This window comes from Paenibacillus nuruki (genome assembly GCF_963311185.1).
Lineage (GTDB): Bacteria > Bacillota > Bacilli > Paenibacillales > Paenibacillaceae > Saccharibacillus > Saccharibacillus nuruki.
Map to the genome: position 1 here is coordinate 432,975 of NZ_OY725677.1, position 20,372 is coordinate 453,346.

The window sequence follows — 20,372 nt, forward strand, 5'->3', positions numbered from 1 at the left end:
TGGGTACAAAATAGAAGGAATAGCGTGTTAGATTCAAAAAGTTGAAACAATTTTGTAACTTTTTGAATAGTTTTAACGTAAATATTCCTTGTATATCCCTTGTTGTGTTATGATGAAAAAGAATCAGCATGAACAGCAAGGGATTCCATTTTGAGGAAGTGTACAAGTATACACTTTTTCCAAAAAGCGAGGTGTCAGCGAGTGGACTCCATGGATAAAACAGTTAAATTTAATGTGAAGGGTGACGAGCACGAAACCTCTTCTCAGGAAATACTTCTCACTGTATACGATGCACTGGTTGAGAAAGAATACAACCCGATCAATCAAATGGTCGGATATTTGATCTCAGGGGACCCCGCTTACATTCCCCGGCATAAGAATGCTCGAAGTTTGATCGGCAAAAAAGAGCGGGATGAATTAATAGAAGAACTGGTCCGATCCTACCTGGCCAGTCATCGGTAGAGACGGAGCGTACAAGAAATGAGAATATTAGGTTTGGATTATGGGGATCGAAAAATTGGCGTTGCGATAAGCGATGCTTTTGGCTGGACCGCTCAAGGGGTAGAAGTTATTGATCGTAAACGTACCAAAGATGTCGGTGCACGGATCGTAGAGCTTGTACAGGAACTTGAAGTGACCGAGATTGTTGTTGGACTACCCAAGAATATGAACGGAAGCGTCGGTCCCCGTGGTCAACTAAGTATGGAATTCGCTGAAAGTCTCAAAGAATCTGTGCAGCTACCTGTTCACCTATGGGATGAAAGGCTTACAACCGTGTCAGCTGAGCGTACGCTTATCGAGGCAGATGTAAGTCGCAAGAAACGCAAGCTAGTGGTTGATAAAATGGCTGCAAGCTTGATTTTACAAAATTACTTGGATGCCAAAAGTAAAAGGTGAGGGTGGTAAATATGGCTAAAGATCAAAATTTGCTTGAGGAAGAACCAGAAATTATTTATATTCCTGATGATGAAGGTAATGAAGAAGAGTTTGAAGTCATCATGAAATTCGAGGTTGATGGTTCGGACGCCAAATATATGATGGTCGTGCCTATGGAATCCACAGAGGACGATACCGACGAAGTATATGCGTTTCGCTATGAAGAAGATAACGATGATCTCAAACTTTTCATTATCGAAAATGAAGAGGAATGGCAGATCGTTGAAGAAACATTCAATACTTTAGTTGCTGAATTGGATGGTGAATAAGCCCATGACGGATCTTTCTGCGAGTAACGTCAAGTTTACGTCAAGATTGCTAGAAGCTTATGGTCTGTTGATTGAACTAACGGATGAACAGAACGAAGTCACTGTTTATCGTATTGTCAGTGAGTTTCAGATAGACACAGGAACTTATGCAGTCTTGCAAAAAGATACGGTTATTCCTGAAGACAACGTCGAGATTTTAAAAATTATCGATGATGCAGATGGACAACCTGAACTTGTGACTATTGATGATGATGATGAATGGGAAGATGTAGCCGAGCTATATGACGAACTGACATTACCGTTTGAAGATTAATCACGGATGCAGTACAATATGCACAATTATCTTCCAAAAAGAGCGGGATCTATTCCGCTCTTTTTGGCTGTAAAAGGAGCTGTTATATTCATTGCGCAGACGAGGTAGGGCAGGGATATGGATAATATTGATTGTTCTTATTGTGATTGCAGCAGGTATTGGCTACGGCTGGAATGCCATGCAACCTACAGCAACATCAGATCAAGTCGTTCCATATACATTAAAATCAGGAACAAGCAAATCAACCGTAGCTGAAGAATTAGCTCAAAATGGATTGATCAAAAATGCCTTGGCTTTTAAAGTCTATTTGAAATTAAATAGTGAAGGTAGCGAATTCAAAGCAGGTGATTATGAGTTCACGCCAGGTCTAACATATGCTCAAATTATTACGAAGCTGAATAACGCAGATGTTGTGGTACCCAAAACGATGAAATTTACGATTCCTGAAGGTTATACCGTGACCCAGATTGCGGATAAGTTAAGTGAAGCAGGATTTGTAGATCGTGATGCTTTTATGAAATTGGTTGATGATCCTTCATCCATGAAGCTTGCTCAAGAATTGAAAGTTCCTACTGGAGACGGCATTCTTCATCCACTGGAAGGGTATTTGTTTCCGGCAACCTATGATTTACCGATAGAAAGTACAGAATCCGATATTATCGCTAATATGTTGTTAGCCACACGCACCAAGCTACGTTCAATTGATAATCTAGATGCTCAGCTCAAAGAACGCAATTTGACGGTGCATCAGCTGTTAACAGAGGCCTCTCTTGTTGAACGTGAAGTTGTCGTTCCAGAAGAAAGAGCTCAGGTTGCAGGGGTAATCGATAATCGTCTGAAGCAAAATATGAAGCTCCAAATTGATGCAACTGTGCAATATGCCCTAGGCAAGCAAAAAGCCCGACTGTTATACTCAGATCTTAAAATAGATAGTCCTTACAACACGTACTTACATGAAGGGTTACCACCAGGTCCGATCGCGAATCCGGGTCTAGATGCGATCAAAGCAACACTGGCACCTGAAGCTTCAAAATATTTATATTATGTGACCAAAAAAGACGGTACAGGCGGGCATTTATTCGCTCAAACGTATCAAGAACATCTCAAAAATATCGAAACAAGCAAGAGTACAGCCAAGTAAGGCTGTGTGGGAGGCGGCTTCAAGATGAATACAAAACCTGAATTGTTGGTTACAGCATCTTCGCTGGAAGAATTATATCGTTTGGCAGAAGCAGGAGCAGATGCTTTTCTGATCGGTGAAGAACGTTATGGAATGCGATTGTCTGGGGAGTTCAAAGTAGAAGATATTGCAAAAGCAGTAAATTATGCGCATGAACATGGCAAACGTATTTATGTAGCCGTCAATAATTTAATGACCAATGAGCTTTTAGAAGATTTACCAGAATACATCAAACAGCTGGCAACGTTACAAGTAGATGGGATTGAATTTGGCGATCCCGCTATCGTAGCATTGGCTCGTGAGCATGCGTCTGGAATAGCGTTACACTGGAATGCTGAGATGACTTCGACCAATGCAGTGACAGCGAACTACTGGGGCCGTAAAGGCGCTACAAGAGCTGTACTGGCACGTGAACTCAATATGGATGAGATCACAGGTATGATCGACAAACTAGAAGTGGAAGCGCAAGTGCAGGTACACGGGATGACGAATATTTATCATTCCAAAAGACGCCTAGTCGGTAGCTATATGCAACATCAGGGTAGACCTGTGGATGGTAATGATCTAGGTCTGCAACGTGGATTGTTCCTGATTGAAGCCGAACGTCGGGATGAGACATTTCCTATCTATGAAGATACCAATGGAACGCATATTATGAGCTCAGAAGATGTATGTATTCTGGAAGATTTACACTTGCTGATGGAAGCAGGCGTTCAAAGCTTCAAAATCGAAGGCATTTTAAAATCAATCACTTATAACGAAACAGCGGTCCGCATGTTCCGTCAAGCGATTGATCGGTATACTCAAGATCCAGAACAATATGAATTTGATGAGTCATGGATGGATGAGATTCGTCGTCTACAAGATCCTGAACGTGAATTGTCATTTGGTTTCTTTTATAAAGAACAAGTATTTTGATTGCAGTGTAGATGGAATGATTGAAAAAGGGGGGCTTTCCATGTCAACAACGGAAAAACCAAAGTATTATGGTAAACGTCATCGTCTAGCCAAACCTGAATTGTTAGCACCTGCTGGTAATTTGGAAAAACTGAAATTTGCGATTCACTATGGTGCAGATGCAGTCTATATTGGTGGACAAAAATACGGTCTTCGTTCGAATGCAGATAACTTCAGCTTTGAAGAAATGCGTGAAGGGGTCGAATTTGCAAATCGTTACGGTGCTAAAGTATTTGTAGCTACCAATATTTATGCTCATGATGAAGATATTGCAGGTCTTGAAGAGTATTTGTGCAAATTAGAAGAAGTAGGCATCTCTGCGGTTATCGTAGCAGATCCTGCGATTATTGAAACAGCACTACGCTGTGCACCTGGTCTTGAAGTCCATTTGAGTACACAGCAATCCACATTGAACTGGCAAGCGGTGAAATTCTGGAAAGAAGAAGGATTACCACGGGTTGTATTGGGACGGGAAACAAGCTTTGCTGAAATTGCTGAGATCAAAAAACATGTAGATGTTGAAATCGAAGCTTTTATTCATGGAGCGATGTGTTCTTCTTTTTCAGGACGCTGTGTGTTATCGAACCACTTTACAGATCGTGACTCTAATCGTGGTGGATGTTGTCAGTCTTGTCGTTGGAAATATGATCTATTCGAAGATGCACGTTCAGAACAAGAATGGGTATCAGAAGAAGATACGGCTGATCAACAAATGTTGCAATCCTTTAGTCTGGGCGTGAATCAGAAACCACTTTATGAAGAACAAGATTCTGCGTTTTCTATGGGTTCCAAAGATTTGTGTATGTTAGAGCATATTCCTGATCTGATTGAAGTCGGTGTAGATAGCTTCAAAATTGAAGGGCGTATGAAATCGATCCATTATGTAGCGACTGTGGTGAATGCGTACCGTCAAGCAATCGATTCATATATGGCTGATCCAGAGAATTATGTGTTGAAGCCAGAATGGTTGGAAGATATTAATAAAGCAGCCAATCGTCCATTAAATACAGGATTTTTCTATGATACACCTGATCATGAAGATCATATCTATGAAGCAGAAGAAAAAGCAGTTCCTTATGATTTTGCAGGCTTAGTACTGGATTACGATGAAGCAACAGGAATCGCAACGGTGCAACAGCGTAATCATTTCAAACCAGGACAAGAGATTGAATTTTTTGGACCGAATCAAATGTTTTTCAAACAAACAGTCGGTCAATTGTGGGATGAAAATGGCAACGAGTTAGATGCTGCACGCCATCCATTACAAAAAGTAAAAATGAAAGTCGATCATTCTGTTCGTTACTTTGATATGATGCGTAAAAACAACACCAAACAAAGCAAATCAGCTGTTAAAACAGCAGTTACAGTATAATTTAAGTTATAAGAAAATAATGGAATCATTTACAATCTTATAAGGTAATAAGGTCTATTATACCGCATAGTATAATAGACCTTATTTTTTTGCGAAAAAGGGTTCAAATTTCCTGGTTTATAACCGATAATGGAATCAAGAGCATTCGAAATGCTTATTTTTTGTTTCGTTTATAAGGTGAAGCAGGGATAAAACAAGTAGGATTACATAAAAACCTGTATGCACACGAAATCTAAAACGGCGGTGAAGATTATGGGGTTATTGCAGAAAAAAGGTAAGTCAAACAGCAAAACAACACTTCCAGACACCAAGAAGCTTGAAAAAGAACAAAAAAAGAAATTGAAAAGTGAGCGTACAGGTTTAGCGAAAAAGGCTAATGAAGCTGCTCAGAAGAAATGGTTTAAACCAGAAAAGAAAGCGAATACACAACAACCTTCTATTCTCCCCACGACAGCAAAACATTCTCGTACACTACCCAAATGGGCGAAAATTCCCAAAATTCCTAAGTTCTCAAGTAACTATTCAGACCCATCAAATGATCCATCTGTACCCACTAATCGCTGGGGTAGATTAAATCCAGCAAAATCGGTAGGCATCAAATTATTTCTTATCTTTTTTATTGCTATTATGTTGCTAGTGGTATCGTTAGGAACGTTCTCGTATTTGATAGCAAAAAGTATTATCAAAGAAAATGCAGCGATCGGTAATGAACAGACGATTATTCAAACAGGTGAAAAACTCGATGTGATTTTGGGACAACTGGTAAATTCATCAACTCAAATCTTTTTTGATCCTAATATGCAAGATCAGTTAGTGAAGTTATCTACAGCAGGTATAGACGATTTTGAGAAATTCCAAGCGGTTAATGCAATTACAAGTAATCTACAAAATCAACTCAACTCATTAGATGCTATCGATTCAATTTATATTATTCCAATGAATAAAGCAGTGAATATTGTAGGAGCAGGGGTACAGATTCCGGCAGAGGATGAAGTACGTAATACAGCCTGGTATAAAGAATTAGAAAGTGGCAACGGTGTGATGCAGTGGGTACCTACCATGGAAATGCAAGGCACTGTCAAAAACTTCTTATTCGCACGTGCTGTCCGTACGACCAATACTTCTGATTCGTTTATTTTTGTAATCAGTGCCAACAGTAAATTGATCGAAGATCAGATTGCTAATGTAAATATGGGTACTGGAGGTCGTGTTGATCTTATTGGTGGTGCGACAAATACGGTCGTTGCTTCCACAAATAATGCAGATATTGCAACACCATCGAATTACAGCTTTTTACCTCAATTGACAGAGAAAAGCGGTAGAGTAGAAAATAGTGATGGTCAATCGCCTATTTTGATCGCATATAGTACACTTCAGAATTCAGATTGGAAATTAGTAGGGACAGTACCGATTAATGAACTGGTATCTAGTGCCAAACCGATCTTAAATATGACTTTGATTTTCGCTGTGATTGATGCTGTATTTGCTGTATTAATCGGTATCTTTATTATTCGTATTATTGCGAAGCCGTTACAGAATTTGCAACAACTTATGCGTCAGGGTGCACAAGGTAAATTGAATGTTCGGACGACTCATAAGTCTGAAGATGAGATTGGACAGTTAGGTTCGGCTTTTAATGAAATGATGGAAAACATTACGAATCTGGTTAAGCAAACGAATCAATCGGCGCAAGAAGTATTAGGTACAGCCACAATCCTTAGTAATGCTTCCAAACAGACAGCTACATCTGCTAAAGAAATCGCTGTTGCTACTGAAGAAATCGCAAATGGTGCAGGCAGTCTTGCTCTGGAAGCAGAACGTGGTACAGAACTTGCCGATGGTATTATGGGTCAAATGAATAAAGTAATCAGTGCTAACAATGAAATGGGTGCTTCTGCTCATGATGTGGAACAAGCTAGTGAAACAGGTGTTCAGCATATGGAGAAATTACTTACTCGCACGCAGACTACAGAAGATATGATTCGTTCGCTTGGCGCTCGGATCGACTCATTACAACAAAGTACGTCTTCTGTTCAACAAGTGCTTGAGGTAATGCAGAATATTACCAAACAAACGAACATCTTATCTCTTAATGCTACGATTGAAGCCGCTCGTGCTGGAGCAGCCGGTAAAGGATTTATGGTAGTTGCTGATGAAGTACGTAAGTTAGCAGAGCAATCACGCGAATCTATTCTCATGGTTGGTAAAATTACCACCAATATTCAGCAGGAAATGGAAGAGACGATTAAAGTTCTGAATGATGCCTATCCGTTATTCAAACAACAGACAGAAGCGGTTAAAGATACAACGACTATTTTCGAATCGGTTCAAGGACAAATGTCTGCTTTTGTTACCAAGCTAAATTCAGTTACAGATTCGATTAATGAGCTTAGTCAGGTGCAAAATACGATGTCTGAAGCGATGAGTAATGTAAGTGCGGTTGCAGAACAATCTTCTGCTACATCACAAGAAGTGGCTTCTCTAAGTAATGAACAACACAATGTAAGTAGTCAACTGGTATCATTGTCAGGTCAATTGGAAAATGTATCGCTTGATTTGAAAGAAACGATCTCACGGTTTACGGTGGAAGAAGACGAAGGAGATGCAGATGCGTTGCAATCGTCTATAGATCCATTTACAGAAGTGAATGAAGCACAAGAATCACAGCAAGAAGAACAACCAGAAGCACAAGTTGAAATAGAGCACGAACAACCAGAAGCAACACATACTGAAGCAGATGCAGAGCAAGATACAACTTCAGACAAAAAAGAATAATAGATTTAAAAAAAGCCAAAAAGCCGAAGCCCTGTATTCAATACGGGGTTTCGGCTTTTTTTGGTGGGTATACCTATTTATCATTTATTGTACAGGCGGAGCTGGATCATCTTCTTGTATCGGTTCAAATTCTTCTTGCGGAAGTCGGATCCACCGTTGTAGATATCCTTGTAACCATAATTCTTTTAACAAGATAATTAAGATCGGCGACAATACTAAGCCCACCACTCCAAAAATAGATAAAGAAATAATCATTGCTGATAACATCAAATATGCTGAAGAAATGCCAATCGAATTTCCTGTGATTTTGGGTTCTAATAATTGACGGGTCAACATCACAACCACTAATAAAACGATCAATCCGATCGCAAGCCCTGTCTCACCAACCACAAATAGATACACAATCCAGGGAATAAAAATAACAGGAATACCGAGTAATGGCAAAATATCAAATGCTGCACTGAGTAACGAAATCGAGAAAGCATTATTCACGCCCAAAATAAGCAATCCTATGTACACTAATACAAAAGTAATCATCACCATGATGAATTGTGCTTTAAGATAAGCACCGATAGCATAGAAAACATGTTCTTTTAAAAAGAAATAAGCTTTTTTGAGTGTGTTCGGTGTTCTTTCGGTAGCTACACGTCGCCAGAGATTGATTTCAGCACTCAAAAAGAACGCTAAAATAATACCTACAGCAAAGTTAGCAATAAACGTAGAAAATGAGCTAAGCCAGCCTAACACATAGTTGAATGCCGCTTTACCCCAAATGGCTAAGTTTCCTGTAAAGATCGCAAAATATTCATTAATCCGCTGTGTCACATTGTCTGGTAAAGTATTCATTTCTTGATGCATCAATGTAGTTAGTCGTGTGAAATGACTTTGAACAATCTTAGCATATTCAGGCAAATTATCTGCAATCTGAGCAGACTGTGATATAAAGATAAGTCCTGCACCAAACAATGCACCAAGTAAAAATAATACAAAAGTAAGAACAGCTATCGCTGAGCAGACCATTTTGGGTAATCCACGACGATGAAGAAACATGGCAAAAGGTTCGATTAAAGCAAAAATAATAAAAGATAAAAAGATAGGCGCAGCAATATGATATAGCTTGCTTGCGAGTAATAGCACTAGATATACTGTCAAAATCACAACGCCAATATCAAAAGCAGTTCGCCAGTATTTTTTGTACAAAGGAAGCATAAGCGTACTAAATCTCCTTTTCTAACATAGTATACAAGCATTTTATAAGCGGGTTTGGATCACGTCAACAAAAAAAGGAACTGCCCCTGAGGACAGTTCTTTTTGAGTTATAACGAATATTCAACAATCTATTGAATATGCAGATGACTATATTTTCATAACTCCGCCCATACTTGCATTGGTTACAAGTTTGGAATAACGAGCTAGATATCCTGTTTTTACTTTAGGTTCAAATTCAACCCAGCCTTTACGGCGTTCAGCAAATTCTTCTTCACTGATATGAAGTTCAATTTTGCGTTCGTTCAGATCCAGTTCAATAATATCTCCATCATTTACGAAAGCGATAGGTCCACCTTCAGCAGCTTCTGGAGAGATATGACCAATACTGATACCACGAGAAGCTCCTGAGAAGCGTCCATCTGTGATTAGACCGACTTTGGCACCAAGACCCATACCTACAATTTGAGAAGTAGGAGCAAGCATCTCTGGCATACCAGGGCCGCCTTTAGGACCTTCATAACGGATAACAACGACATGTCCTTCTTTCACATGACCGTTAGCAATCCCGTACAACGCATCATCTTGTGAATCGAAGCAGATTGCAGGGCCTTTATGATATCCGCCTACAGAAGCATCAACAGCACCCACTTTGATAATAGCCCCTTGTGGAGCCAAATTACCAAACAATACGGCTAGACCGCCACGCTCAGAGTGAGGATTATCGATTTTGTGGATAACTTCAGTATTTTGAATTTCTTGTCCTTCTACATTCTCACGAATCGTTTTACCTGTAACGGTAATACAATCTGGATGTAGAGCACCTGGTTTTTTGAGTAATTCATTCAACACAGCACTTACGCCACCTGCCAAATGAACATCTTCGATATGCCAGTCAGAAGCTGGAGCCAATTTCGCCAAATGAGGTACACGGTTAGCGACTTCATTGATGCGTTCGATTGGATAGTCGATACCTGCTTCTTGAGCAAGAGCCAATGTATGAAGAACTGTATTTGTAGAACCACCCATCGCCATATCCAAAGCAAATGCATTATCCAATGCTTCTTTAGTTACGATATCACGAGGTTTAAGGTCTAATTTGATCAATTCCATTAATTGTGTAGCTGATTTACGAACAAAATCGCGACGATCTTCAGAGACTGCAAGAATTGTTCCGTTACCTGGCAAAGCAATACCCATTGCTTCTGCTAGACAGTTCATCGAGTTCGCTGTAAACATACCTGAACATGATCCACAAGTTGGACAACCAAATTGTTCTAGTTCAAGCAGACTTGCATCATCAATCTTACCAGCTTGGTAAGCACCTACACCTTCAAATACAGATGTCAGGGAAATCGAACGGCCATTTTTGTCTTTACCGGCTTTCATCGGTCCACCACTAACAAACATTGTAGGGATGTTAACACGAAGAGCACCCATCATCATACCCGGTGTGATTTTGTCACAGTTTGGAATACAGACCATGCCATCGAACCAGTGAGCGGCAACAACAGTTTCAAGAGAATCAGCAATGATTTCACGACTCGGTAACGAATAACGCATACCGATATGTCCCATTGCGATACCATCATCTACGCCAATCGTATTAAATTCAAACGGAACGCCGCCTGCTTCACGGATCGCTTCTTTTACGATTTTACCAAACTCTTGTAGATGTACATGACCCGGTACGATATCAATATAAGAGTTACATACCGCGATAAACGGTTTACCAAAATCTTCTTCTTTAACGCCTGCGGCACGAAGTAAGCTACGGTGTGGTGCACGGTCGAAACCTTTTTTGATCATATCGGAACGCATTTTTTTGCCCTTGTTGACTACCATGGTGTCGATTTCCCCCCAAATATATAATAGTAAGCTTTGAAGCTTTAGCGCGTTGTAACGCCAAAGGTAAAAGCTAAAAAAGTCTTGCATAACGTAGTATAAATATACAAATTACGCGGAAGTTTTCTATAGAGTCTATCATATATGTTAGCTTTTTTCTAGCGAATATATATTAAATCCGTAGCAAAACAAAACGAAATAAAAAAGATGGCACAAAAAAAGCAGACATTCCACCGTTAATGGAAATGTCTGCTTTTTATGGTATTAACGGCTGCCGCCCTTTTTGCCAATTTCTCTATAAAAATCTTTGTCGTGAGATTCGGAAGTGGCTTCTCCGCCTTTTTTACCGATTTCTTGATAAAATTCTTTATCATGAGACTCAGAAGTGGCTTCTCCACCTTTTTTGCCGATCTGTTGGTAGAATTGTTTATTATGTTTTTTGGAGGTTGCCTGGCCACCCATACGACCTGCTTCTTCACGACTCATTTTGCCGTTGTTGTTATTATTCTGTGCCATCACCAAATCACTCCTTATTTATATAAGTGTAAGCATGGAATGCCATGTATACTTAAACCTTACTTACCCGTCTTGTTTAGAGTGAAACGAATAATTAGGAATGAGTTGGAAAAAATTATACGATAATAGCAGAAAAAGAGCACGAATCGATCTATATTTTCGTTGTTATGTGTATATATTCCTTATAATTGGTCATTAGGATTGCTTTTGAAATAAAGTATGTCTTTGAACATAATGGATCATGGAGTAAAGCGGTTGAGGGATAGAAGGCTCGACTAATCGTGAAGTCCAATGTTTAACCTGCGGTTGAGCAAGTAATACCGCTATAAGAATGGCGAAGACCAATAGGATCACTATTTCCAAAGGTGTATTGAACTGATGTAAAATGCCCGTCGTTTCTATCGCTCTCACCAAAAGTCCATGCAATAAAAAGACATATAATGTACGTCTACCAAGTTCAGTTATATAGTGAGCACCGATAGGAACCAGAGCAAGAAAACCTATAGAAGCGACACATTGCAACATATACATACACAATCGATACAACATACCTGTCCATGAATTTACGCCCAATTGCACAAATGTCTGATTACCATAAAACCATCCTATAACGAGCGGTAGGTTCAAATCAAAAAATAAAATCATAAATGCGATAGAGCCTATAGCAATTGAGCGCCGATAATGTTGAAAAAACGATATTATTTTATCCACATGTAGATGGTATCCAACAATAAAGAAAGGGAAATAAATCAATGTTCGGGACAAAGCAAGCCATACTCCATCTACAGGAAGTAACCCTACACCTAATCCAAGTGCTACAGATACAATCAATTGTTGCTTGAATGTAAACATACGTAATGAAATCAATAACAAACGCCAGACGATATGCCCAGCTAAAAACCAGAGTAACAAATAAGGAGCAAAAAATGAATGCGTAATATGAGGAACACGGAAAATCGTATAATCAAGCACAGAATAGATACTTTGAAATAATATATATTGTAGAGCAATATGACGTAACATTTGGCTACCTGCGGGTCCATGTAGATTAAAGCGAGCAAAATAACCAGTCACCAACACAAATAGAGGCATATGGAATGAAAAAATCCATACAAATAAATGATGCGCTGCTATTGATTGTTGGATCAGCGGTTCTAGTAAGTTACCTGCTACCACACAGACTATGAGCAAAAAGCGTATATTTAAAAAGTAGGTTTCTCCGATCGTATTCAATGAATATTTATTAATTTTAAGTGGAATATTCATACGTTGTTCCTCCTGTTAGTGATGATGAAATGCTTCGTCCTATCCCTCTGAAATGTATTATTTTAAGCGTGATATAAAGGTTACTTTAAAAGTAAAACAAAAAACTTTTTAATATTGTGATTTAATTCACAATTGAAAACGGTATCTATCGTTAAAATTGTGTATATATGATGAAGCTATGTCATTGACAACAAAGAAAGCGGTTGCGACAATGGTAAATATGACCAGCTACATATTAAGCATGATTTTGTATGCGACTCAGGAGGCTGAACAATGAACAATCAACACACTTACCCTGAAGTGGTCACTTTTGGGGAGTCTATGGGATTGATGACTGCGGATGATTCACGTGGTCTGGAGTATGCTGCCCATCTTAATAAGTCATTTGGCGGTGCTGAAAGTAATCTAGCGATAGGAATTGCTCGCTTAGGGCATTCGGTAGGTTGGTTTGGTCGTCTTGGGGCTGATCCTTTAGGGCGCATGATCCAGAAAGCGATTCGTGGTGAAGGTGTAGATGTATCTCGCTCAATATTAGCAGAAGGAGAACAGACGGGACTGATGTTACGAGAAAATGTATCCGGTCATGCTTCGGTACATTATTACCGCAAACATTCAGCAGCTAGTCGAATGATGCCAGAAGATCTGGATGCTACGTATATCAGTCACGCTAAAATATTGCATGTTACAGGTATTACAGCAGCGATCAGTGAATCTGGACTGGCGACCGTACAAAAAGCAATCGAGATCGCTAGAAATGCAGGCGTTAAAGTCTGTTTTGATCCTAATTTACGTCTGAAATTATGGAGTATCGAACAAGCTCGCCCAGTATTACTACGGCTTGCCGAACAATGTGATTACTTTTTACCGGGCTTGGACGAACTAAGCTTGTTATATGAAACAGAAGATGAAACACAGATTTTTGATCGTCTCAATCAACTATCTGCTGTCTGTATTGTCAAAGGTGGTCCTAATCTGACCTATGTGCTGAATCAAGACCAGAAGTTAGAAGTGCCTTATTTCAAAGCAGAACGTGTACTCGATACTGTAGGAGCAGGAGATGGCTTCTGTGCTGGTTTTATCGTTGGATTGTTACGGGGCTATGAAGTGACTGAAGCTGTACGTCTGGGAAACCTCAACGGTTCTATGGTCATACAGGCTGTAGGCGATTGGGAAGCATTACCGACGCATGAGCAAGTGGAAGCGAAGTTAAATAATAAAGTTCATATCGAACGCTAAACTAACCTACTAAAGGAGCACTTAACGATGAAAAAATTACAATTATTACAAAAAATATTAGATAACGGTGTAGTTGCTGTGCTACGCGGAGACTCGGCAGATCAAGTCTTTACGCTGGCAGAACAAGCGATTGCAGGTGGGATCAAAGTTATCGAGATCACTATGACTGTTCCTGGCGCTCTCAAAGCGATTGAGAAATTAAGCCGTATGTATAGCTGGAAAGCAGATGCAGCTGATAACTTTGCGATTATTGGAGCAGGAACTGTATTGGAACCACAAACAGCACGCGCTGCAATAATGGCTGGAGCAGAATTTGTAGTCGGGCCTTCTTTGAATCCAGAAACGGTTAAAATATGCAACTTGTATCGTGTACCTGTATTGCCCGGCGTAACGACACTAGAAGGCATACAACATGCACTTGAGCTAGGTGTTGATATCGTTAAATTATTCCCTGGGAATCTATACGATCCTTCCATTATCAAAACATTAAAAGGACCTATGCCTCAAGCGAATATTATGCCTACAGGCGGTGTATCTTTGGATAATCTAGGAGAATGGATCAAAGCTGGAGCAGTAGCAGTAGGGATCGGTTCGGATCTCACGACAGAAGCACTCAAAACAGGGGATTATGGTCTGGTACGCCAAAAAGCAGAACAATACATGGAAGCTTTCTATCAGGCTAAGCAGCAATAAGGCTTTAGTCTTCACGAAAAATGCAGACGTGTGCATAAAATAAAAGTACTTTAAAAATAAATAAGTCTAAATCAAAAAGTAACAATGAATCCTTATTCTAAGTATATGTAGAAAAGCCAGTGTTTATACTGTGCTCCAAAAAATGATATAATCACATAAGAAGCAGCCTGTTGTCCTGCGAAGGAAACGGGCTGTTGCTTTATACTTATACAGTGCTAGGATGCAGGTGGAAGGAGACTCATAGATTTATGTTTAGAAAGAATCGTAATCAATTTGCAAGTTATGGTCGTACACGGAAGAGAAGTCGTGCAGGGACGATCGGTCAAGTATTACTCGTGATTCTGATTGTACTTGTGATTGCGGCAGGTGCAGCAGCATGGTATGTATTTACACCTTATACACCTAGCAGTCAGGCTCAACAAGCTCTGGTCTCAGGAACAGATAAGATATCCGTTCAAGACACAGAAGATTGGATTGCTTTTAGCAATGCCAAACCTAAAGGAAATAGCGTTATTTTTTATCCGGGGGCACGGGTAAAGCCAGAAGCATATAGCTTACTTGCTCATGATCTAGCGAAAAATGGACACACCGTATATATTATGAAATTACCGTTCAATTTTGCATTTTTCAAAACGGATGCAGCGCAAGCAGTGATTGATCGTCATCCAGATGAGAAATTTGTTATTGGAGGTCATTCATTAGGTGGAGTCTTTGCTGCTCGTTATGCAGCTAGTCATTTAGATCATATTGCAGGTGTCTTCTTCTTAGCTTCTTATCCAGAGCAAAAAGGAAGTCTGCAACAAACCGATATTCCTGTATTATCGATCACCGCTTCTAATGATGGTTTGCTCAAAAAAGATACGTATGAAGCAGCACGAGCTTTTTTACCAAAACAAACGGTTTATTATAGTATCGAAGGCGGTAATCATGGTCAATTTGGTAGCTATGGTGAACAAAAGAATGATCTTCCTGCTCAAATCGACGCCGATGAACAACGTAAACAGACGGTGAATACGATTCTAGGATGGATGAAAGAAATTCCGGCTACAAAGGCTTCTACTAAAAAATAAATGATTTGCTAGCTACGCATATCGTATGTATACATTATAAATATAGGTTAGATCACGGTCACTAAAGGAGTACATGTCAATGGTGCTTTTACAAATAGGTACACAGCAAATACGCTGTGATGCTGTTTTATTTGATAAAGATGGGACATTGTTTGATTTTATGCAGTTATGGGGATCATGGGGGGAGCATATGCTTCAACAGATCGAACAGTATTTGCAATCAAGTGGTCATACCTTTACCGGAGATCGTGAACATGTATTTGGAACTCGTTACGATGCTCAAGGTCTATTAAATGATTACGATCGTCTAGGTCCATTGGCAATGGCTTCTGTAGAAGAATCGACAGCGATACTGGCATGGCAATTGTATGCTGCGGGAACACCGTGGGATCAAGCTATTGCTCGTATTCGTCAGTTCAGTGAGCTTGCTATGCAATCTATCGAAAAGGAACGTCCGGTGCAACCATTGCCCGGACTGCTTCCATTTCTAGAACAATGTGTATCTGCACAGCTTCCACTGGCAGTCGTAACAGCCGATTGGACATCTGAAGCGGTAAAGCATCTACGTTGGAGTGAATTGGATTCTTACTTTGATTATGTGATCGGTAGTGATCAAGTACAGCAGAGTAAGCCAGCACCGGACCTAGTGTACTTAGCCTGTGAACAACTAGGCATATCGCCTGCTCATAGTGTGTTAATCGGAGACAGCAATGCAGATATGCAAATGGGCAAACATGCCAATGTCGCCTGTTGTATCGGTATCAGTTCTTCTGTAACATCTGCAAAGATCGAATTACCAGATGCAGATCTAGTGATTACTCATTACGATCAGCTTCGTATCATCAAATGATAGATTGTAAACTTGCGCTTTTACTTTATAGATAAAGACTCAATAGAGAGGAGCATCATTATGGATAAAATCGAACAGTTAACTACATGGTTACAACAATCGCAACGTATTGTGTTTTTCGGTGGAGCAGGCACATCAACCGAAAGTGGTATTCCTGATTTTCGCTCGGCACAAGGATTGTATAGTGAAAATGGTAAAAGAGGATATTCGCCTGAAGAAATGTTAAGTCGTTCTTTTTTTGAAAAAGAAACGGAATTGTTTTTTGAATTTTATCGCAGTAAGTTGATCCATCCACAAGCTAAGCCTAATCCAGTGCACAATGTATTAGCCCTTTTGGAAAAGCAAGGTAAATTATTGTCTATCATTACGCAAAATATAGATGGTCTGCATCAGATGGCAGGTAATCAGAAAGTGTTAGAATTGCATGGTTCGATTCATCGGAATTACTGTACGACATGTAGACATTCTTATACATTAGACGATGTACTGGCTCAATCAGGAGTCCCGCGTTGTCCGATTGATCAAGGTGTCATTCGACCGGATGTAGTATTGTATGGAGAATCCTTAGATCAAGATGTACTTGAGCAAACGGTAGAAGTATTATCACAAGCAGACCTATTATTAATTGGAGGTACATCACTTACAGTCTATCCAGCAGCGGGATTGGTTTCTTATTTCCGTGGTCAACATACGGTACTGCTCAATGCTTCACCGACAGGTCATGATCGTCATGCTGATTTATTGATTACTGATCCAATGGGCAGTGTGATGGAGAAAGTACAACAGCGCCTCTAATATAAGTTTAGCGAAATGAATTTATTTGCATAATGGTAACGCTTACGCTATGATTTGGAAGATGTGAATATATCTATTTTTGCTTGAAGAAGGGTAGGGGTTATTGTGGTCTATGTAGCTTCAGAAAAGCGTTATGAAGAGATGAAGTATAATCGTAGTGGTCGTTCAGGTTTGAAACTGCCAGCGATTTCACTAGGATTATGGCATAATTTTGGTGGAATTAATGTGTATGAGAACAGTCGTGAGATGATCACACGTTCTTTTGATATAGGTATTACGCATTTTGACTTGGCTAACAATTATGGCCCACCCGCAGGCTCAGCAGAAGAAACATTCGGACAAGTGTTGAAGCAAGATCTTGCTGCTTATCGGGATGAGATGATTATCTCGACCAAAGCAGGTTATTATATGTGGCCAGGTCCTTATGGCGAATGGGGTTCTCGCAAAAACTTGTTATCCAGTCTTGATCAGAGTCTGAAACGGATGAATGTCGATTATGTTGATATTTTCTACTCTCACCGCTTTGATCCGGAGACTCCGCTTGAAGAAACGATGATGGCATTAGATTATGCTGTACGTTCAGGTAAAGCTTTATATGCAGGAATATCTAGTTATTCCGCAGAACAGACACGGGAAGCGGCATCCATTTTGAAACAATTGGGCACACCACTTACGATTCACCAGCCTAATTATTCTATGGTCAATCGCTGGATTGAAGATGGATTGCAAGATGTGCTTGAAGAAACAGGAACAGGTAGTATTGCGTTCTGTCCACTTGCACAAGGACTACTGACTAGCAAATATTTGAACGGTGTACCAGAAGATTCACGTGCAGCTGGTTCTTCTGTCTTTTTAAGTGAAGATTCGATTACACCGGAAAGTATTCGTAAAGTACAAGCTCTGAATGAAGTCGCTTCAGAGCGCGGACAAAGTCTAGCTCAATTAGCATTAGCATGGGTATTACGTGGTGGTAAATTAACGTCTGCGCTTATCGGTGCTAGTCGTGTTTCTCAGATTGAAGAGAATGTAGCTGCGCTGAACAATCTTGATTTTACGCAAGCTGAATTGGATCGTATCGAGTCGATTTTGCAAACAGACGAATCTAAGTAAGCTGTAATAATAGCAGAATACAATCAGTATTCTTCATTTTTAAGTCAAAAGGTTTTAGAGCGTGGTTACGTTCTAAAGCCTTTTTGCTGTATATTCTTAACCCCTCTGTGCAAAACAAAGATAGCCAATACAATCAGTATCATTCCCATCCAAGCAGGAGCTGTATGACCGAGTAAAATATAAATTTGCCCTCCAATAAGTGGCCCGATCATTCTAGCCAAAGCTTGGATTGATTGGCTTCCTCCTTGAACTCTGCCTTGTTCGCTTGCATCTACAGATTTGGAAAGCATACCGTTAAATGCAGGTCCGAAGAGCGAATCACCACAACCAAATACAAACATTCCTGCGATAAAAAGAGGATAATAAGTGAATCCAATCGACACAGCAATAAGTCCATAACCGATAATTTCAGCCATCATTCCCAGTGTAGCGATTTGTTGATCACTGTATTTTTTCAGAAGTTGAGGCATGATTAGACCCTGAGCAATAATATCTTGAACACCCAGAATCGAAAACATTAGCCCAATTAATACCGGTTTCCACTGAAATGTATCTATCGTCAATTGAGAAAAAATGGCTTGTAAAGATCCATTCGGAATCCAGAGTAAAAAAGCAGCTATTAATAATCGACTCAAGTATTTCGTAGACAAGAGACTAGCCAGTTGAGCAAAAGGATTTAACTTTTGAAAGGTCATCTGTGATTGTCTATGTTGCGCTGCAAGACTTTCTGGCATAAAAAAGTATCCATACAACATATTCAATAATGTGATAACAGCTCCAAAATATAAAGGAAATGTGTAATCAAATTTGGCAAGTATTCCGCCTAATGTGGGACCAATTACTGTAGCTACACCTACAATAGCGCCTAACCAGCCAAAATATTTGGTGCGTTGTTGAGGGGGAATAATATCTGCAAAGTAAGCAAAGATCGTACTGATATTTCCACCTGTTATCCCTTCAATGATACGCCCAACGAACAATACCCATAATGCTCCTCCAATGCCGAAAATCAAATACCCGACAGCTGAACCGAATAGACATAATAATAGTATAGGACGACGACCATATTTATCACTTAATGCTCCAAGTACAGGGGCGGCTAGAAATACACAAAGAGCATATACAGACATTAATAGCGTAACCATAATCGCTTGATCTGCTGAAGAATGAACATAAGGCTGAACTAAAAAAGGAACAACAGGCGCTATAATACTGAACCCAATGCCGCAAAGAAAGACAGAGATTAATCCAAAGCGTAAAGCGTGTTTATTTACCTGTGGTTCGGGATGTTGTGAATCATGGGGTGTTGATGTAGACAAAAGTCATCTCTCCTTATTTTCATATTGATTCCTAGGAAACAAATTTATCATATTATCATTTTGTTTCCTTGTCAACAAAAATAAAAATACAAAAAAGACAACTCACTTATGATCAAGAGTAGTTGTCTGAGCTCTATCTTATTGTTTGATCATCGATCGGTTTATTCAGACTTTGGATCATGATCTAACTTTTTAATTTCATCATCCAAATGATTACTGTATTTTTCTATAAAACGAAGCATATTTTCAAATTGTTCATCAGTTACTTGTTCAAATACAACTTGATCTCGTTCTTCAAATTCTTGGTGCAATTGCTCATGCATATGTTGGATTTGGATTCCTTGTTCTGTAAGTCTGAAATAAATTTCTTTTTTATTATCAGGTTTCTGATAGCTTTCGATCAGTTGTTTGTCGATCAGTTTTTTAGTGATTTTGCTTATCGCACCTCTGGTCATATACAGTGATTCTGACATCTTGGTTACATTTGCATCGGTATGGTGCCCAATATATTCGATACAGTGTACTTCAGAAGGTTTATAATCAGTAAGGCTACTTTCCATTTTGAGCTTATTCAACCAGACTAGTTTACTAAATAAATCTCGGAAATGGGTAAGTACCTGTTCTTTTTTATTCATCTTTCAGTTCCTCCTCCGATTATGATAGT

At 39.6% G+C, this 20,372-nt stretch carries 20 protein-coding genes; 14 read left to right on the forward strand and 6 right to left on the reverse strand.

The window, feature by feature from the left end:
* The first annotated feature begins 201 nt into the window (after positions 1-201).
* The 8 genes from RCP16_RS02150 to RCP16_RS02185 all read left to right on the forward strand — a co-directional run bounded on the left by RCP16_RS02150 (position 202) and on the right by RCP16_RS02185 (position 7,802).
* Positions 202-462: an IreB family regulatory phosphoprotein gene (locus tag RCP16_RS02150; RefSeq protein WP_069329188.1), complete on the forward strand. Its 261-nt coding sequence runs from the start codon at positions 202-204 to the stop codon at positions 460-462.
* A gap of 18 nt (positions 463-480) precedes the next feature.
* Positions 481-897 (forward strand): Holliday junction resolvase RuvX, encoded by a 417-nt coding sequence (ruvX, locus tag RCP16_RS02155; RefSeq protein WP_069329189.1) that lies wholly within the window; start codon positions 481-483, stop codon positions 895-897.
* Between the two features lie 11 nt (positions 898-908).
* Positions 909-1,205: a DUF1292 domain-containing protein gene (locus RCP16_RS02160; protein ID WP_069329190.1), complete on the forward strand. Its 297-nt coding sequence runs from the start codon at positions 909-911 to the stop codon at positions 1,203-1,205.
* Between the two features lie 4 nt (positions 1,206-1,209).
* Complete coding sequence (locus tag RCP16_RS02165; RefSeq protein ID WP_069329191.1) at positions 1,210-1,518, forward strand: DUF1292 domain-containing protein; 309 nt, start codon at positions 1,210-1,212, stop codon at positions 1,516-1,518.
* Positions 1,519-1,609: 91 nt separating this feature from the next.
* Positions 1,610-2,659, forward strand: coding sequence for an endolytic transglycosylase MltG (mltG, locus tag RCP16_RS02170; protein WP_241669359.1), 1,050 nt, complete (start codon positions 1,610-1,612; stop codon positions 2,657-2,659).
* 24 nt (positions 2,660-2,683) lie between these two features.
* On the forward strand, positions 2,684-3,616 hold the full coding sequence (locus RCP16_RS02175) for a peptidase U32 family protein (protein WP_308641538.1): 933 nt from the start codon (positions 2,684-2,686) through the stop codon (positions 3,614-3,616).
* 40 nt (positions 3,617-3,656) lie between these two features.
* Positions 3,657-5,027: a peptidase U32 family protein gene (locus tag RCP16_RS02180; RefSeq protein ID WP_308641539.1), complete on the forward strand. Its 1,371-nt coding sequence runs from the start codon at positions 3,657-3,659 to the stop codon at positions 5,025-5,027.
* A 252-nt stretch (positions 5,028-5,279) separates the two neighbouring features.
* A complete protein-coding gene (locus RCP16_RS02185; protein ID WP_308641540.1) occupies positions 5,280-7,802 on the forward strand; it encodes a methyl-accepting chemotaxis protein in 2,523 nt (840 codons plus the stop codon).
* An 84-nt stretch (positions 7,803-7,886) separates the two neighbouring features.
* Here RCP16_RS02185 and RCP16_RS02190 read toward each other — a convergent pair whose 3' ends face one another.
* The 4 genes from RCP16_RS02190 to RCP16_RS02205 all read right to left on the reverse strand — a co-directional run bounded on the left by RCP16_RS02190 (position 7,887) and on the right by RCP16_RS02205 (position 12,635).
* Positions 7,887-9,011 (reverse strand): AI-2E family transporter, encoded by a 1,125-nt coding sequence (locus RCP16_RS02190; RefSeq protein ID WP_308641541.1) that lies wholly within the window; start codon positions 9,009-9,011, stop codon positions 7,887-7,889.
* Positions 9,012-9,158: 147 nt separating this feature from the next.
* Positions 9,159-10,829 carry a dihydroxy-acid dehydratase gene (gene ilvD / locus RCP16_RS02195; RefSeq protein WP_204824905.1) on the reverse strand — a complete coding sequence of 557 codons (1,671 nt, stop codon included), beginning with the start codon at positions 10,827-10,829 and terminating at the stop codon, positions 9,159-9,161.
* Between the two features lie 288 nt (positions 10,830-11,117).
* Positions 11,118-11,369 (reverse strand): KGG domain-containing protein, encoded by a 252-nt coding sequence (locus RCP16_RS02200; protein ID WP_137223524.1) that lies wholly within the window; start codon positions 11,367-11,369, stop codon positions 11,118-11,120.
* 195 nt (positions 11,370-11,564) lie between these two features.
* A complete protein-coding gene (locus RCP16_RS02205) occupies positions 11,565-12,635 on the reverse strand; it encodes an acyltransferase family protein (protein WP_308641542.1) in 1,071 nt (356 codons plus the stop codon).
* A gap of 273 nt (positions 12,636-12,908) precedes the next feature.
* On the opposite strand from RCP16_RS02205, the gene RCP16_RS02210 reads away from it, so the two are divergent.
* The 6 genes from RCP16_RS02210 (at position 12,909) to mgrA (ending at position 18,389) form a co-directional block, all read left to right on the forward strand.
* Positions 12,909-13,871, forward strand: a complete 963-nt coding sequence (locus RCP16_RS02210; protein WP_308641543.1) for a sugar kinase — start codon at positions 12,909-12,911, stop codon at positions 13,869-13,871.
* A gap of 27 nt (positions 13,872-13,898) precedes the next feature.
* Positions 13,899-14,564, forward strand: coding sequence for a bifunctional 2-keto-4-hydroxyglutarate aldolase/2-keto-3-deoxy-6-phosphogluconate aldolase (locus RCP16_RS02215; protein ID WP_308641544.1), 666 nt, complete (start codon positions 13,899-13,901; stop codon positions 14,562-14,564).
* Between the two features lie 248 nt (positions 14,565-14,812).
* Positions 14,813-15,634 (forward strand): alpha/beta fold hydrolase, encoded by an 822-nt coding sequence (locus RCP16_RS02220; RefSeq protein WP_308641545.1) that lies wholly within the window; start codon positions 14,813-14,815, stop codon positions 15,632-15,634.
* Between the two features lie 79 nt (positions 15,635-15,713).
* Positions 15,714-16,484 carry an HAD family hydrolase gene (locus RCP16_RS02225; RefSeq protein WP_308641546.1) on the forward strand — a complete coding sequence of 257 codons (771 nt, stop codon included), beginning with the start codon at positions 15,714-15,716 and terminating at the stop codon, positions 16,482-16,484.
* A 60-nt stretch (positions 16,485-16,544) separates the two neighbouring features.
* Positions 16,545-17,279, forward strand: a complete 735-nt coding sequence (locus tag RCP16_RS02230; protein WP_308641547.1) for an NAD-dependent protein deacylase — start codon at positions 16,545-16,547, stop codon at positions 17,277-17,279.
* Positions 17,280-17,384: 105 nt separating this feature from the next.
* On the forward strand, positions 17,385-18,389 hold the full coding sequence (gene mgrA, locus RCP16_RS02235) for an L-glyceraldehyde 3-phosphate reductase (protein ID WP_273594580.1): 1,005 nt from the start codon (positions 17,385-17,387) through the stop codon (positions 18,387-18,389).
* A gap of 65 nt (positions 18,390-18,454) precedes the next feature.
* On the opposite strand, the gene RCP16_RS02240 is transcribed toward mgrA, so the two are convergent.
* Together RCP16_RS02240 and RCP16_RS02245 are read right to left on the reverse strand one after the other, a co-directional pair.
* Positions 18,455-19,708 carry an MFS transporter gene (locus RCP16_RS02240; RefSeq protein ID WP_308641548.1) on the reverse strand — a complete coding sequence of 418 codons (1,254 nt, stop codon included), beginning with the start codon at positions 19,706-19,708 and terminating at the stop codon, positions 18,455-18,457.
* A gap of 161 nt (positions 19,709-19,869) precedes the next feature.
* Entirely contained in the window at positions 19,870-20,343 is a 474-nt protein-coding gene (locus RCP16_RS02245) for a MarR family transcriptional regulator (RefSeq protein WP_308641549.1), read from the reverse strand.
* Positions 20,344-20,372: the final 29 nt, after the last annotated feature.

What these genes read in the sequence shown, in the direction of transcription:
- ruvX (WP_069329189.1), top strand. Translation starts at nt 481, where the DNA reads ATGAGAATATTAGGTTTGGATTATGGGGATCGAAAAATTGGCGTTGCG.
- RCP16_RS02190 (WP_308641541.1), bottom strand. Translation starts at nt 9,011, where the DNA reads ATGCTTCCTTTGTACAAAAAATACTGGCGAACTGCTTTTGATATTGGC.
- RCP16_RS02200 (WP_137223524.1), bottom strand. Translation starts at nt 11,369, where the DNA reads ATGGCACAGAATAATAACAACAACGGCAAAATGAGTCGTGAAGAAGCA.
- RCP16_RS02160 (WP_069329190.1), top strand. Translation starts at nt 909, where the DNA reads ATGGCTAAAGATCAAAATTTGCTTGAGGAAGAACCAGAAATTATTTAT.
- RCP16_RS02225 (WP_308641546.1), top strand. Translation starts at nt 15,714, where the DNA reads ATGGTGCTTTTACAAATAGGTACACAGCAAATACGCTGTGATGCTGTT.
- RCP16_RS02215 (WP_308641544.1), top strand. Translation starts at nt 13,899, where the DNA reads ATGAAAAAATTACAATTATTACAAAAAATATTAGATAACGGTGTAGTT.
- RCP16_RS02230 (WP_308641547.1), top strand. Translation starts at nt 16,545, where the DNA reads ATGGATAAAATCGAACAGTTAACTACATGGTTACAACAATCGCAACGT.
- RCP16_RS02180 (WP_308641539.1), top strand. Translation starts at nt 3,657, where the DNA reads ATGTCAACAACGGAAAAACCAAAGTATTATGGTAAACGTCATCGTCTA.
- RCP16_RS02175 (WP_308641538.1), top strand. Translation starts at nt 2,684, where the DNA reads ATGAATACAAAACCTGAATTGTTGGTTACAGCATCTTCGCTGGAAGAA.
- RCP16_RS02245 (WP_308641549.1), bottom strand. Translation starts at nt 20,343, where the DNA reads ATGAATAAAAAAGAACAGGTACTTACCCATTTCCGAGATTTATTTAGT.
- RCP16_RS02165 (WP_069329191.1), top strand. Translation starts at nt 1,210, where the DNA reads ATGACGGATCTTTCTGCGAGTAACGTCAAGTTTACGTCAAGATTGCTA.
- RCP16_RS02220 (WP_308641545.1), top strand. Translation starts at nt 14,813, where the DNA reads ATGTTTAGAAAGAATCGTAATCAATTTGCAAGTTATGGTCGTACACGG.
- RCP16_RS02210 (WP_308641543.1), top strand. Translation starts at nt 12,909, where the DNA reads ATGAACAATCAACACACTTACCCTGAAGTGGTCACTTTTGGGGAGTCT.
- RCP16_RS02205 (WP_308641542.1), bottom strand. Translation starts at nt 12,635, where the DNA reads ATGAATATTCCACTTAAAATTAATAAATATTCATTGAATACGATCGGA.
- ilvD (WP_204824905.1), bottom strand. Translation starts at nt 10,829, where the DNA reads ATGCGTTCCGATATGATCAAAAAAGGTTTCGACCGTGCACCACACCGT.
- RCP16_RS02185 (WP_308641540.1), top strand. Translation starts at nt 5,280, where the DNA reads ATGGGGTTATTGCAGAAAAAAGGTAAGTCAAACAGCAAAACAACACTT.